Below are 13920 nucleotides of genomic sequence, written 5' to 3' on the forward strand. Positions count from 1 at the left end.
TCTTGCCGGTGTTGATGCGTTGTTGCGTGACCTGAAGTTCCGAGTTCGTGGCGTTCAGGTTCTGCAGGGCGATCATCGCGCCCGAGTTCGTATTGATGCTATTCAGAGCCATTTCGGCAGGTTCCTATTCAAGGGATCCGACGTCATTTTGACTGCCGGGAGCATTTTGCTCGAGGAACCAGGAAGCAATGACCGGGCCAAAGATGCCCAGTAGGCAAAAAACAACAAGCCCCTGAAATAGCTGCGTTATAGAACTGTTTACCACGCCGCTGGCCGGCAAATATTGCCGACCCATCCGCGATGTGGGCAGATTTTGCCGGGCAAGTTCAGGACGGGGCCGGAGAAACTCGACGAGCCCGCGCACTCAAAAAAAGAAATGCCGGACGGCCCATGGGCCGTCCGGCTTTGATCGCTTCCTTAAGCCTAGTCGCCGATCACTTGAACAGTGAAAGGATCGACTGGGGCGTCTGGTTCGCGATCGACAGAGCTTGCACGCCCAGCTGCTGCTTGGTCTGCAGCGATTGCAGCTTGGCGCTTTCCTTGGCCAGGTCGGCGTCAACGAGGTTGCCCACGCCGGCGTCCAGGCTGTCCTGCAGCTTGCCCACGAAGGTCAAGTGCATGTCCAGACCGACCGAGCTGGTGCCCAGATTCGCCAACTTGTTCGTCGCCGTCGTCATCGCCGTGGTCATGCTGGTGATCATGGTCTTGGCGGCGGCAGCGTTCGCGAAGGTCGAAGTCGCGGTGAGACCCAGGCCGACGAGCGACAGGGTCTTCGCGTTCACCGTGTAGGCGACGCCGTCCGAGTTGCTGAGGAACTGCAACTTGGAGGTGGTGCCGTCCACAAGGCTGACGCCGTTGAACGTGGCGTTGGTGACAGCCTTGGTGATCTGGTCGCGCAGCGAGGTGAAGTCGGAAACCAGGGCGTTGAACGATGCGGTGTTCAGCGAGGTGTCGGAAGCGGCCAGGGCCTTTTCCTTCATCTTGCCGAGCAGGTCGGTGATGGTGTCGCCAGCGGCAAGGCCCACGTCGATCGTCGATTGTCCGCGCTGGAGCGAGTCCTTCACGGCGTTCAACGAGCTCGACGTCGCGCTTTGCATCTTGGCCATCGACCAAATCGCGCCGTTATCCTTGGCGTTCGCGACTTTCTTGCCGGTGTTGATGCGTTGCTGTGTGGTTTGGAGCTCCGAGTTGGTTGCGTTCAGGTTTTGCAGCGCGATCATGGCGCCGGCATTGGTGTTGATCGAATTCATCATGGTGGTTGCTCGCCATTTTGGGAGGAGTGCCCCGGCGTTTTGCCGGTCGGGCGTTTTGCCCACGGAACCCATCGCAAGCGGCGGGCCACTCGGCGCCAGCTTGGCCGCAAAATTATCTCACTGATTTTAGTCGAGAATTTCGCGCGAAGCCCTGAACGCGAAACCGCCCGGCGAATGCAAAATTCGCCGGGCGGCAGGTTTTACCGGAAAGATTCTGACGGGAGGCGGAAACCGCCCTCCCCGACCCGCTAGGCCGCGTCGGCGCGACCGGCCAGGCCTTGCATGATCATGCGGTTGATCTCGATGAGGGGCTCGAAATCCTCCTCCTTGCGCATGATCGCGCTGGAGTGGCGGCCGACCCACAGACTGAGCGAGATGATGCTGGCCCGAAGCTGCATCGGCAGCGTGTTTTCGGGCAGCGAACAGTCGGTCGCCAGCGCCGACCAGACACGCCGGTTCCAGTCGAGCGCGTCGATTCTCGTCGCGATATCGTCCGTCGGAGCCTCCGACGCCACCATCAAGGCGCGCGTCACTTGACCGAACAGACGGTACTCCATCTCACGCGGGTTTTCAGTCCGCGTCGCCGTCTGCTGGTACGCCCGAAGAGACATGCCCCAACCTCTCATCTTCGTATTCGATTAACTTACGGCTCAGCATCAGCGCCCGGTAGTATTCGCGCGCCATGACATGCTTCGAAATCGCGATACAGTCGCTCAGCACGACCGGATTGCGGACGACCCCCATGAACTCGGTCAGGCGGGTCGCGAACTCTTCGTACTGACGCTCGGCGGCCGCCTCGTCCAGGTACATCATCATGACCGGGAAATAGATGTGACGCGCCGGCGTGGTCACCTCGTCGAGCTGCATGATGTCCTTTTCACGCAGCACCGAGGCCTTGTTCTGCAACACCAGAACGCCGCGACGGTCGCCATTCTGGACCACCGCGCCGTTCAGCACGAATTTCTCGCCGGGTTTCAGCGACAGCTTCAATGGCACAGGGCCGCTCCCTCTTGCATTGCTGTGTCGCCCCACCCCGTCGACATGACGGTTCGGCCAAAAACTAGGCGGAGGCGGTTAACGTCCCCTTGCCAGACCTGCGACCGTGAGACGCAGCTTAGGACACAATTAAGCATACTGACCCAGAGGATGACTCTCTCCAATCGCCAAGGCCTCAATCATGTCACGCAGTCGCGACGCCCAGATCTCGACCAGCGCCCTGGCGATGGCCCAGGAAGCTGTGGCCCAGGCCGTCAATCTGGGGTTCAAGGCCGCCGCCGTCGGCGACGCGGCCTCGGTCGACGCCCTGGCGCGCCTGAACCGCGAAACCACCGAGGTCCACAACGAAAAGACCGCCAAGCTGCTGGCCCAGTCGATTCACGCCATGCAGAATCGCGACTTCCCCAAGGGCGAGAAGCTGGCGCTCAAGGCGCTGGAACGCGACGACCGGCTGGGCGTGGCCTGGCATGTGCTGGGCATCGCCCGCGAAAAGACCGGCGACTTCGCCGGTTCGATGCGTTGCTACGAGGCGGCCCTGACGCTGCTGCCCCGCCACGGAGCGGTGGCCGGCGATCTGGGGCGGCTGGCCTTCCGCATGGACATGCCGGAAATCGCCGCCAAGTTCTTCATCCACTATCTGCGGGAACGCCCCGACGACCTGGAGGGGATCAACAACCTGGCCTGCGCCCTGCGCGAGCTGAACCGCTGCGACGAGGCCATCGACGTCCTGCGCCCGGCCATCCAGGCCAATCCCGAGCAGCCGCTGCTGTGGAACACCCTGGGCACGGTGATGTGCAGCCTGGGCGACGGCCAGACCGGGGTGACCTTCTTCGACGAGACGCTGCGGCTGGCCCCGCAGTTCGGCAAGGCCTACCACAACCGCGCCTACGCCAAGATCGACCTGGGCGACGTCGAGGGCGCCCTGGCCGACTGCGACTCGGCCATCGCCTTGGCCGAGTCGGCCGAGGACCTGGCCACCATGCAGTTCGGCCGCGCCACCATCCTGCTGGCCCTGGGCCGGGTGGAGGAAGGCTGGAAGGTCTATGAGGGCCGTTTCTCCAAGGACCTGGTCGAGGCGCCGCGCTTCACCATCGAGGGCGCGCGCTGGGAGCCGGGCATGGACATGGCCGGCAAGTCCCTGATGATCTGCGCCGAACAGGGCCTGGGCGACGAGGTGATGTTCGCCAACATGCTGCCCGACGTCATCGAGGCCCTGGGCCCCGCGGGCAAGCTGTCGATCGCCGTCGAGCGTCGCCTGGTCCCGCTGTTCCAGCGCTCCTTCCCCCAGGCCAGCGTCACCGCCCATCGCACCGTTTCCTACGAGGGCCGGGTCTATCGCGGCGCGCCGGAGATCGAGGACTGGAGCGCGATCGACCTGTGGACCCCGATGGGCACGCTGCTGGAGACCTTCCGTCCCAGCGTCGCCTCGTTCCCGGACCGTCCGAACTTCCTGACCGCCGATCCCGCCCGCGTCGAGCACTGGCGGCGGGAGCTGGAGAACGCCCCCAAGGGCCCGAAGGTCGGCCTGCTGTGGAAGAGCCTGAAGCTGAACGGCGAGCGCGCCCGGCAGTTCTCGCCCTTCATGCTGTGGCGGCCGGTGTTCGAGACGCCGGGACTGAGCTTCGTCAACCTGCAGTACGGCGACTGCGCCGAGGAAATCGCCCTGGCCAGGGAAGAGTTCGGCGTCGACATCTGGCAGCCGCCGGGCATCGACCTGAAGCAGGACCTCGACGACGTCGCGGCCCTGTGCTGCGCCATGGACCTGATGGTCGGCTTCTCGAACGCCACCACCAACCTGGGCGGCGCCTGCGGCGCGCCGATCTGGATGCTGACGGGCGCTTCGTCCTGGACTCGGCTCGGCGCCCAGACCTATCCCTGGTACCCGCAGACCCGCTGCTTCATCACGCCGGACTACAAGGACTGGGATCCGACGATGCAGGAAGTCGGCGAGGCGCTGAAGGCCCGATACCCCGCCTAGCCGCTCAGACCAGGGACCGCCCTTGCCGCTCGCCATCCTCCAGGCCCGCATGTCGTCGACGCGGCTTCCCGGCAAGGTCCTGGCCGACCTGGCGGGCGCGCCGATGATCCTGCGGCAGATCGAACGGCTGCGGCGCTCCACGCTCCTGCAACGGATCATCGTCGCCACGTCCGTCCAGGCCACCGACGACCCCCTCGCCGAGGTCCTGGACGCGGCGGGCGTCCCGGTGTTCCGGGGCGCGCTGGACGACGTCCTCGGCCGGTTCATCGGCGCGATCCAGGCGTTCGGCCCGACCCGCACGGTGGTGCGGCTGACCGCCGACTGTCCGCTGGCCGACCCGGTGCTGATCGACCAGACCCTGGCGCTGCACCTGCGTTCGGGCGCCGACTATACCTCCAACACCCCGGCCCGCCGCAGCTATCCCAAGGGCCTGGACGTCGAGGTCTTCGAGGCCGTGGCGCTGAAGGTGGCCGCCGCCGAGACGTCCGATCCCTACGACCACGAGCACGTCACCCCGTTCCTGTACCGGCATCCGGAGCGGTTCAGGATCGCGGGCCTGGAGCAGGCCGCCGACGAGGGCGACGTGCGCTGGACGGTGGATCGCCCCGACGACCTGGAATTCGTGCGGGCGGTGTATGCTGGGCTGCACGCCGCGAATCCGGCCTTCACGTCCGACGACGTGCGAGCCTTCGTGCGCGGCCGACCGGACCTGGCCGATCTTGGGGGAGACCGCCGCGTATGACCGCTTCGCACACCGTGGTGCTTCGCGACGTGACCGAGGATGACCGCCGGAGGCTGCGCGACTGGCGCAACAGCCCCGAGGTCGCGGCCTTCATGTATTCCGACCACCAGATCGGCCAGGCCGAGCACGATCGCTGGTTCGACGGCCTGGCCGGCGACGCGCGCCGCTGCTACTGGGTGATCGAGGTCGACGGCGAGCCGGTGGGCCTGGCCAACCTGGCCGACATCGACCCGCACAACCGCCGCTGCGCCTGGGCCTACTACCTGGCCAGCCCCTCGGTGCGGGGCCTGGGCGTTGGCTCCTACATCGAGTTCTGGGTCATCGAACACGTCTTCAGGACCCTGGGATTCGGCAAGCTGTGGTGCGAAGTCCTGGTCTCCAACGAGGCCGTCTGGAAACTGCACGAACGCTACGGCTTCCAGCGCGAGGCGCTGTTTCGCCATCACGTGATCAAGGACGGCGCGCCGGCCGACGTGGTCGGGCTAGGGCTGCTGGCGACGGACTGGCCAGCCCGGCGGGACGAGATGGCCCAGCGCCTGCTGGCCAAGGGCTACGCCCTTCCTTTCACCTGAACGTCACGGAACATCGTCACGGGCGACGGATTGAATCCGGGCGGCGAAGGCGCGCGAGCCTTCGCGAGTCCCAGGAGCCCCGTCATGCCCGACACCGACCACGACGCCCAGGACACCGCCGAAGTCCTGGATGAAACCAACCTCACCGACGACGGCGAGGACATCGCCAATTTCGACGACATCGAGGACGTTCTCGACGTCACCCAGGTCGAGGGCGACAGCGACGAGGACGAGGAAGACCTCGATGACCTCGACGACGAGGACTTCGCCGAGATCGACGACGAACTGGAGGCCGAGCGCGACGACGAAGGCCTGGATGTCGAGCGCGAGCCGCTGGACGTTATTTCCGAGGATGGCGACGACGCCATTTCCGACGACGTCGACCAGCCAGCGGATTTCGAAGCCCAGGGTTCGCCGAGGACCACCGCGAACGCTCCATTGAACGCCGCCGGGCTCGGCGCCTAGATGCCGGTTCCGAAGGAGCGCCCGATGCCCGATCCGAAGTCCGAAACCGAGACCAAAGCGCCCCGCGACTCTCTCGAGGAACAGCTCGAGGAAGGCCTGGAAGACAGTTTCCCGGCCAGCGATCCGCCGTCCGCCGCGCGCCGCCATCGCGCGCCGCCGACGGAAACCGACAAGCCGGCTTGATCCCGGCGACTGTTGGTCTGTAGGTTACCTGTGATTTGAACAACTGTTCGAGGCGTCCTCTTTCGAGACGCCGTCAGGAAACTTGCATGAACGCGCGCTTCGAAGGCACCGCCGACTACGTCGCCACCGATGACCTGAAGGTCGCCGTCAACGCCGCCGTGGCGTTGGAACGGCCCCTGCTGATCAAGGGCGAGCCCGGCACTGGCAAGACCGTCCTGGCCTACGAGGTGGCCAAGGCGATGGGCGCGCCGCTGCTGACCTGGCACATCAAGTCGACCACCAAGGCCCAGCAAGGCCTCTACGAATACGACGCCGTCACCCGCCTGCGCGACAGCCAGCTGGGCGATGAGCGGGTCAAGGACGTCAAGAACTACATCAAGAAGGGCAAGCTCTGGGAGGCCTTCGAGGCTCCGGCGCGCCCCGTGCTGCTGATCGACGAGATCGACAAGGCCGACATCGAGTTCCCCAACGACCTGCTGCAGGAACTGGATCGCAACGAGTTCTACGTCTACGAGACCAACGAGACGATCGCCGCCAAGGTGCGCCCGATCATCATCATCACCTCCAACAACGAGAAGGAGCTGCCGGACGCCTTCCTGCGCCGCTGCTTCTTCCACTACATCCGCTTCCCCGAGGAGGCGACGATGCAGGCCATCGTCGACGTCCACTTCCCGGGCATCAAGCAGAAGCTGGTCGCCGAGGCTCTGCGGATCTTCTACGACATGCGCAAGGTGCCGGGCCTGAAGAAGAAGCCCTCCACGTCCGAGCTTCTGGACTGGCTGAAGCTGCTCCTGGTCGAGGACATCGACGAAACCACCCTGCGCGAGAAGGATCCGACCAAGCTGATCCCGCCGCTGCACGGCGCCCTGCTGAAGAACGAGCAGGACGTCCACCTGTTCGAGCGCCTGGCCTTCCTGGCCCGTCGCGAGGGTTCGGGCGCGCGGCCGGGGCAGTAGACCGCGAGGGATATCGGCCTTACCGCGATTTCATTGGACCTTCCGTCGTCGCGGGACCAGTTTCCCGCCGAACGGGAGGACACTTCTCATGCGTAACCTGGCGCTGCTCACCACGGCCGCGAGCCTCTTGGCCCTGGCCGCCTGCTCGCCCAAGGTCGATGTCCGCCACGATCGGCCGACGCGGCCGGGCAAGCATGAACCGCTGCGGGCGATCAGCAAGCTCGACTGCCCCGACAAGCAGGGCGAACTGCAGCGCGTCAGTGTCGCCGCCGACGGCCAGAGCTGCCTCTACCAGGGCCGGAACGCCGAGGTCGCCCTGCGCCTGGTGACCCTGAACGGCGGTGACGCCGAGGCCGCCCTGGCGCCGATCGAGACCGACCTGAAGGCCCTGATGCCAGCCGTGACCGCGCCCCCGCCGCCCCCGGCCTCGCCCGGCGGCAAGCCGCGCGGCGAGAGCGCCAGGATCAGCCTGCCCGGCGTCAAGATCGACGCCCACGACAAGGGCGCCGACATCAAGATCGGCGGGCTGACGATCAACGCCAACGACGGCTCGGCCGAGGTCAAGGTGTCCAAGAACGTCACGATCCGCGATGGCGACAGCGAAAGACGCGTCAGCGAGCGGGCCAGCGGCAACGGCAGCAAGTCGACGGTCAGCGTCAAGTCCAGCACCGACGACGAAGGCGATATCGACATCCACGCCAATGACGACGGCGCCCAGATTCGCCAGCGCAGGCGCGGCGACGGCGTGCGCGCCACCTTGATCCTGGCCAGCGACAAGGCGACCAGCGGCTACCGCGTGGTCGGCTACGAGGCCCGCGGCCCCAAGGGCGGCCCGCTGGCCGTGGCCGTCGTCAAGGCCAAGGGCCGCGACGGCAGCGACCACGACATCTTCGAGGACATGAAGACGCTGGTTCGGCACAACGTCGGGGGGTGATCGTCACTTGCCCCCTACGGGCCTGCGGCCGTCTTCCCCCATAGGGGGAAGAGTTTGGAGCGCGAGGCTCCGCCCCCTATGGGGGCGGACAGACCGCGAAGCGGTCAGGTGGGGGCAAGTTCGAGCGAACCCCTAAACCGGCGTCACCTCCATCACCTTGTAGGTCAGCGGCCGGCCGGCCTCGTCGGTGACGGTGACATATTCGCCCAGCGCGAAACGGTGCTCGCCCAGGCGGTGCACCGGCTCGTCGTCGATGTCCTCGCCCTCGTCATAGTCGAAGAACCAGCGCTCGCCCTTGCGGGCCAGGCGGCCGTCGGCGGCGTCCTCGTCGGGGGCGAAACGGCGAACGACGCACTCGCCCTTGACCTTGGCGTAGGCGGCGGCGTCCAGCAGCCCCTCCTCGGTCAGCGGGGCGGTCAGGGCGTACCCTCGGTGGTCGTCGCCCCCCGCGAACTCGGTGCCGGGATTGCGGGCCAGACGCATGACGATACGCGACAGGGACATTGAACGTCCTCCTTCTTCTCTGAAGACAGTAGCCTAGAGCGTTTCCCGACCTGATTGCATCAGGCCGGGGCTCTAGATATTTGTTTTGGCGCATTTTCTTCACGCGAACCGGAAGCCACTTCGCTCGAAAATGCTCTAGTGCGACAGGAACAGCGAAGGGCCGTCGCTGTTCAGCAGGCTGCGGGTGGTGCCGCCGAAGATGAATTCCTGCAGCCGCGGATGGCCGAAGGCCCCGGCCACCAGCAAGTCGGCGCCCACCTCGCGGGCCGCGCCCAGCAACAGGCCGGCCGCGTCGCCCGAACCGGCCAGCACCCGCGCCGTGGCGGTGACGCCACGCGCCGCCAGGAACTGGACCAGGCGATCGAGGTCGAAGCTGCGCGACGAGGCGCCCGGCGCGCCGGCCACCACCACGCTCGAGGCCTTCTGCAACAGCGGCAGGGCGGTGCGCAGGGCCCGGCTGGCCTCCTTGCCGCCGTCCCACGCGACCAGCATGGTCCCGCCGACCTTCAGGCCCGGGCGGGCCACCACCACGGGCCGCTGCTCGTCGGCGATCATCTGCTGGAAGCACTCCGCCAACGGCCCCTTGCCGCGCGCCGAGGCGCTGTCGAAGACGATGACGTCCGACAGTCGGCCTTCCATGGCCAAACCGGCCCAGACCGGCGAGTCCAGGCTGACGGCCCTGGCCCGGGCATAGCCGAGCTCGGCCACCATCGTCTCGGCCATGTGACGGCCCTCGACGGCGGCTTCCTTCAGGCTTTCCAGAGCCGTGACCTGCACGCCGCCCATGAAGCCCTCGCCCATCCAGGGCATCAGGTCGGCCATGTCTGCGGGGGCGTGGACACAGGCCAGTTCCGCGTCGAAACCCTCGGCCAGGATCCTGGCCGAAGCCAACAGCCCCCGGTCGGCGGCCACGCCGGCCAACGGCGCCATAATTCTCGCCCAGCTCATGATCGATCTCCTTGATCCAAGCATTTCCACAGCTGACGACCGGCTCCGCATTGATCTTTGTCAACCAATGGGTCAGTCAAACCTAGGGCGGCTGAACACGTCTACGGCCACCTTCACTGTAAGGAACGATCTCGTGGCCAAAGGGCTGCATAAAAGCCCGCCGAGGGCGTGGCAGCGGATGCTGTCGGGACGCAGGCTGGACCTGCTGGATCCCTCGCCCATGGACATCGAGATCGAGGACATCGCCCATGGCCTGGCGCGGGTGGCGCGCTGGAACGGCCAGACCGTCGGCGAGCACGGATTCTCGGTGGCCCAGCACAGCGTGGTGGTCGAGGAGATCGCCGCCCACATCAAGCCCGACCTCGAACCCAAGTGGCGGCTGGCGGCCCTGCTGCACGACGCCAGCGAATACGTGATCGGCGACATGATCAGCCCGTTCAAGGCCGCGCTGGGCGTCAGCTACAAGGATTTCGAGGCCCGGCTGGAGGATGCGATCCACATCCGCTTCGGCCTGCCGGTCAAGGTTCCCGCCCCGATCAGGAAGCTGATCAAGTCGGCCGACCGGGCCTGCGCCTTTTTCGAGGCCACCCAGCTGGCCGGCTTCGACCACGCCGAGTCCCTGGCCATCTTCGGCGCGCCGCCGAACGGCTACGACCTGAAGATCACGCCCCTGCCGCCGTTCGAGGCCCAGGCGCGCTACGTGCAGCGCTTTCACGTGCTGTCCAAGGCGGCGGGCTTCGAATCCGCGCCCAGCGAGGCGTTCGAGACCGAATGAACAGCCCGGTCGTCATCGGACTGTCGGCCGTGGTCGTGGCCATCCGCGACGGCGAGGCCGTGGTCCTGACGGTCCGGCCGCACGATGCGGTCACCGATGTCGCCAGCCCCCTGCCCGGCCTGCCGTTCGGCCTGTTCGACCCCGAGGCTCACCGCACCTTCGAGCTGGGCCTGCGGGCCTTCGTCACCGAACAGACCCGGTTCCAGCTGGGCTATGTGGAACAGCTCTACACCTTCGGCGACGAGGGGCGCGACGCGCCCCGGGCCGAGATGGGGGCCGGCGCGGCGCGGGTGGTCTCGGTCGGCTATCTGGGCCTGACTCCCACGGCCGTCGAAACCCAGGCTCCAGATACCGCCTGGGCCCCGTGGTCGGCGTTCTTCCCCTGGGAGGACTGGCGCCACGGCCGGCCGGCCCTGCTGGACCACGCCATCGCCCCAGCCCTGCGCCGCTGGGCCGGCGACGACGCCGGCCAGTGGTCGCGCGCCCGCCTGGCCTTCGCCCTGGACGGCGCGCCGTGGAACGAGGAACGGGTGCTGGAGCGCTACGAGCTGCTCTACGAGGCCGGCCTGGCCCCCGAGGCCGCCCGCGACCGGGCCCGCGCCGAAGGCCACGACCCGGCCGAGCCGGCGGCCCTGTCGGCCGCCCTGGGCGAGCCGATGATCTCCGACCACCGCCGCATCCTGGCCACCGGCCTGTCGCGGCTGCGCGGCAAGATCAAGTACCGGCCGGTGGTGTTCGAGCTGATGCCCGCCGAGTTCACGCTCTCGGCCCTGCAGCGCACCGTCGAGGCCATCGCCGGCGTGCCGCTGCACAAGCAGAACTTCCGCCGCGTGGTCGAGCGCGAGGACCTGGTCGAGGGCCTGGGCCGCCAGGACGCCGACACCGGCGGCCGCCCGGCCGAGCTGTTCCGCTTCCGCCGCGAGATCCTGGCGGCCCGACCGGCCACCGGGCTCTCGTTGCCGTTGCTGCGGGAATAGCCGGCGACGCACTTGGCCCCTCGCCTACGCCTCGTCCGGACGCCCCGCCTCCCGTGAGGCCCGGGCCGCCGCCATCAACTTCAACTGGCGGCGGATGTCGCGGCGAAGATAGTCCATGCGCGCCGGCGTGCGGTCGCTGTCGTCGTCCATCGGGTCGGCGGCGTCGTGGACAGGCGGTCGAGCGGCCCGTAGACGGGCCCGGGTCTTGGATCTGGGCATGGAATCTCCTTGGCGTTGACGGGGACAGGCCCATGGGCCTGTCCCCAGCTCTGGACACGGCCCGGCCGCCTCACGCGGCGGGCCGCTGAAGTTCGGGGAGGGACGCGGAGCGCCGGGCTGGGCCCGGAAGCTAGTGAAGAAATACCGTTTCGACTCAGACCGACGCTCCGCGCGATCGTTATCCGGGAGCGACCGACGATCGGCGTTGTTGACGCCTCGCCGATCGAAGCCCCCGACGGGCGGGCCGGGCCCACGAAGCCCGGTCCCGGAACGCCTGCGTCACCGCAAGCCTGTCGTCTCGCCGGCCCTCGTCCAACGCCGTATCCGTGTTCCGGGCTCGGCCAGCACCAGATGGACGAAGTCACGACTCCTCGCGGAGCCGCCGCCGACGAGCGCGCCCGCTCGACCGCACCCCGAGGCCGCGAAGGTCGCAGGCCTAGCGCCCTCCCCATCGCCTTGAGGTGGGTAGATTATGAGGCGGCGTGAAAGGGGGAGGACAGGCGAACTTCGAATGTTGATTTCGTTGCGGAATGTCGCTGGAAGCGGTGAGGATAGGCTTCTCGTAACGCCATCTGGACCGTCATTTCCGTACGAACGCCCCCCCCCGCTTCTCCCGCGAGGCGAGAAGGACGCTATTTCGTCAGCAGCCCCGTCATCATCACGTCCAGCAGCCGTCGGGCGCTGGGCTCCCAGCCGGGCTGCTCGTAGCCCTGGCTGACGCCGGTCATCATCCGCACGACGTCCTCGAAGCCGATGTCGGGACGGATATCGCCGGCGGCGCGCGCCGCGTCTGTCAGGCGGCGCAGGGCGGCGGTGATGGTGGCGCCCGAGCTGACATAGAGCCGCTCGCCCTCGCAGGGATCGGCGCGCAGGGCCGGAGCCACCACCCGCTTGGTCGCCAGATAGTCGATCAGCTGGTCCAGCCAGGCCGCCAGGGCCTCGCCCGCCGGACGCTGGGCCAGCAGGGCCTCGGCCGAGGCGGTCAGTTGCTCGACCGCGCGCGCATAGACCGCCGCGACCAGGGCGTCGCGGGTGGGGAAGTGGCGATAGAGCGTGCCGATGCCGACGCCGGCGCGCCGCGCGACATCCTCCAGCGGGGCCTCTGCGCCCGTCTCGGCGAAGGCCGCCTTGGCCGCCGCCAGCAGCCGGTCGCGGTTGCGAAGGCTGTCGGCGCGGGGCTTTCGCGACCTGGTTTCGGAATCTTCTGACATCGGCCTTGAAAAACGGAGGGTGCCTCCGAATATGTATCCGGAGCCGTCCTCCATTTAATCTCGCGGACGGACTTCGGCAACAACCCTTCAAAGGAGCCAAGGGTCATGAGCGGACAATTCGGAGCCAAATCCACCACCGACGAGGTCCTGGCCGGCGTCGATCTCTCCGGCCAGCGCGTGCTGGTCACCGGCGCCTCGGCGGGCCTGGGCGTCGAGACCGCCCGGGCCCTGGCCGCTCGCGGCGCCCATGTGGTCGGAGCCGCCCGCGACCTGGCCAAGGCCGAGGCCGCGACCGGCGTGGTGCGCGAAGCGGCGGCGGCCGGCGGCGGTTCGCTGGAACTGGTGGCGCTGGACCTCGCCGATCTCGTCAGCGTGCGGGCCTGCGCCGACGCCCTGGTCGCCGACGGCCGGGCCTTCGACCTGATCATCGCCAACGCCGGGGTGATGGCCCCGCCGTTCGGCAAGACCGCCGACGGCTTCGAGACCCAGTTCGGCACCAACCACCTGGGCCACTTCGTGCTGATCAACCGCGTCGCCTCGCTGTTGAAGCCGGGCGCGCGGGTGGTGGCGCTGTCGTCGTCCGGCCACCGCTTTTCCGACGTCGACCTCGAGGATCCGAACTTCGAGCGCGGCGACTACACGCCGTTCGGCGCCTATGGCCGCTCGAAGACCGCCAACGCCCTGTTCGCCGTCGCGTTCGACGCCCGCCACAAGGCGCGCGGCGTGCGGGCCACGGCCGTCCACCCGGGCGGCATCCACACCGAGCTGGCCCGCCACATGACCCCGGAGCTGATCCAGGGGATGATCGACCAGATCAACGCCCAGGCCGAGACCGAGGGCGTGGCGACCTTCGAATGGAAGACCGTGCCACAGGGCGCGGCGACCAGCGTCTGGGCCGCCGCCGTGGCCCCGGCCGAGGCGGTCGGCGGCCGCTACTGCGAGGACTGCCACGTGGCCGAGCTGGTCGAGGACAGCTCCATGCTGCGGGGCGGCGTGCGGTCCTACGCGATCGATCCCGCCCACGCCGACGCCCTGTGGGCGCTGAGCGAACGGATGGTCGGCGAGACGTTCTAGGATCCGTGGACAGTTAGCTGGCCCGAGCCTGAGAGCGCTGCTTCAACTCAAAAATTTCGTCATCACCCGCTTTATGCGGGTGACCCAAGCGGCGCTGGACATCGCGCCAGACTCTGCTTGGGTCCCCCGAACA

The 13920-nt window shown here is 67.6% G+C and carries 16 protein-coding genes and 2 pseudogenes; 10 read left to right on the forward strand and 8 right to left on the reverse strand.

Translation table 11 applies throughout. From position 1 onward, the window contains the following. The 4 genes and pseudogenes from PMI01_RS27185 to flbT all read right to left on the reverse strand — a co-directional run. Positions 1-112, reverse strand: a pseudogene (locus PMI01_RS27185) (flagellin); the annotation flags it as partial. A 322-nt stretch (positions 113-434) separates the two neighbouring features. After that, complete coding sequence (locus tag PMI01_RS15940) at positions 435-1253, reverse strand: flagellin (protein ID WP_007670953.1); 819 nt, start codon at positions 1251-1253, stop codon at positions 435-437. 248 nt (positions 1254-1501) lie between these two features. After that, a complete protein-coding gene (gene flaF / locus PMI01_RS15945) occupies positions 1502-1864 on the reverse strand; it encodes a flagellar biosynthesis regulator FlaF (protein WP_007670954.1) in 363 nt (120 codons plus the stop codon). Beyond that, positions 1824-2249: a flagellar biosynthesis repressor FlbT gene (gene flbT, locus PMI01_RS15950; RefSeq protein WP_007670955.1), complete on the reverse strand. Its 426-nt coding sequence runs from the start codon at positions 2247-2249 to the stop codon at positions 1824-1826. The genes flaF and flbT overlap by 41 nt, the downstream gene beginning before the upstream one ends. 181 nt (positions 2250-2430) lie before the next feature. On the opposite strand from flbT, the gene PMI01_RS15955 reads away from it, so the two are divergent. The 7 genes from PMI01_RS15955 (at position 2431) to PMI01_RS15985 (ending at position 8079) form a co-directional block, all read left to right on the forward strand. Then, a complete protein-coding gene (locus PMI01_RS15955) occupies positions 2431-4227 on the forward strand; it encodes a tetratricopeptide repeat protein (RefSeq protein WP_007670963.1) in 1797 nt (598 codons plus the stop codon). Between the two features lie 22 nt (positions 4228-4249). Further along, positions 4250-4969 carry a cytidylyltransferase domain-containing protein gene (locus PMI01_RS15960; protein ID WP_007670964.1) on the forward strand — a complete coding sequence of 240 codons (720 nt, stop codon included), beginning with the start codon at positions 4250-4252 and terminating at the stop codon, positions 4967-4969. Continuing rightward, positions 4966-5541, forward strand: a complete 576-nt coding sequence (gene pseH / locus PMI01_RS15965; protein WP_007670966.1) for a UDP-4-amino-4,6-dideoxy-N-acetyl-beta-L-altrosamine N-acetyltransferase — start codon at positions 4966-4968, stop codon at positions 5539-5541. The genes PMI01_RS15960 and pseH overlap by 4 nt, the downstream gene beginning before the upstream one ends. A gap of 84 nt (positions 5542-5625) precedes the next feature. After that, positions 5626-6006, forward strand: a complete 381-nt coding sequence (locus tag PMI01_RS15970; RefSeq protein WP_007670968.1) for a hypothetical protein — start codon at positions 5626-5628, stop codon at positions 6004-6006. A gap of 24 nt (positions 6007-6030) precedes the next feature. Then, entirely contained in the window at positions 6031-6189 is a 159-nt protein-coding gene (locus tag PMI01_RS27490) for a hypothetical protein (RefSeq protein WP_007670969.1), read from the forward strand. 86 nt (positions 6190-6275) lie between these two features. Beyond that, on the forward strand, positions 6276-7145 hold the full coding sequence (locus PMI01_RS15980; RefSeq protein WP_007670971.1) for an AAA family ATPase: 870 nt from the start codon (positions 6276-6278) through the stop codon (positions 7143-7145). An 88-nt stretch (positions 7146-7233) separates the two neighbouring features. Beyond that, positions 7234-8079, forward strand: coding sequence for a hypothetical protein (locus PMI01_RS15985; protein ID WP_007670979.1), 846 nt, complete (start codon positions 7234-7236; stop codon positions 8077-8079). 132 nt (positions 8080-8211) lie between these two features. Here PMI01_RS15985 and PMI01_RS15990 read toward each other — a convergent pair whose 3' ends face one another. Together PMI01_RS15990 and PMI01_RS15995 are read right to left on the reverse strand one after the other, a co-directional pair. Then, positions 8212-8583, reverse strand: coding sequence for a hypothetical protein (locus tag PMI01_RS15990; protein ID WP_007670985.1), 372 nt, complete (start codon positions 8581-8583; stop codon positions 8212-8214). Positions 8584-8718: 135 nt separating this feature from the next. Further along, on the reverse strand, positions 8719-9531 hold the full coding sequence (locus PMI01_RS15995) for a universal stress protein (protein WP_007670989.1): 813 nt from the start codon (positions 9529-9531) through the stop codon (positions 8719-8721). A gap of 133 nt (positions 9532-9664) precedes the next feature. On the opposite strand from PMI01_RS15995, the gene PMI01_RS16000 reads away from it, so the two are divergent. Both PMI01_RS16000 and PMI01_RS16005 read left to right on the forward strand, forming a co-directional pair. Continuing rightward, positions 9665-10306 (forward strand): YfbR-like 5'-deoxynucleotidase, encoded by a 642-nt coding sequence (locus PMI01_RS16000; RefSeq protein WP_085954877.1) that lies wholly within the window; start codon positions 9665-9667, stop codon positions 10304-10306. Beyond that, positions 10272-11283: pseudogene (locus tag PMI01_RS16005) on the forward strand (NAD regulator); the annotation flags it as partial. The gene PMI01_RS16000 and the pseudogene PMI01_RS16005, both read left to right, overlap by 35 nt. Positions 11284-11307: 24 nt before the next feature. Here the strand turns inward: PMI01_RS16005 and PMI01_RS16010 are convergent. Together PMI01_RS16010 and PMI01_RS16015 are read right to left on the reverse strand one after the other, a co-directional pair. Continuing rightward, on the reverse strand, positions 11308-11502 hold the full coding sequence (locus PMI01_RS16010) for a hypothetical protein (RefSeq protein WP_007670998.1): 195 nt from the start codon (positions 11500-11502) through the stop codon (positions 11308-11310). A 632-nt stretch (positions 11503-12134) separates the two neighbouring features. Beyond that, complete coding sequence (locus tag PMI01_RS16015; protein WP_035036608.1) at positions 12135-12713, reverse strand: TetR/AcrR family transcriptional regulator; 579 nt, start codon at positions 12711-12713, stop codon at positions 12135-12137. Between the two features lie 105 nt (positions 12714-12818). Between PMI01_RS16015 and PMI01_RS16020 the strand changes: the two genes are divergently transcribed. Continuing rightward, complete coding sequence (locus PMI01_RS16020) at positions 12819-13787, forward strand: SDR family NAD(P)-dependent oxidoreductase (RefSeq protein WP_007671004.1); 969 nt, start codon at positions 12819-12821, stop codon at positions 13785-13787. The last annotated feature ends 133 nt before the right edge of the window (positions 13788-13920 follow it).

The sequence above is a fragment of the Caulobacter sp. AP07 genome (genome assembly GCF_000281955.1).
Taxonomy (GTDB): domain Bacteria; phylum Pseudomonadota; class Alphaproteobacteria; order Caulobacterales; family Caulobacteraceae; genus Caulobacter.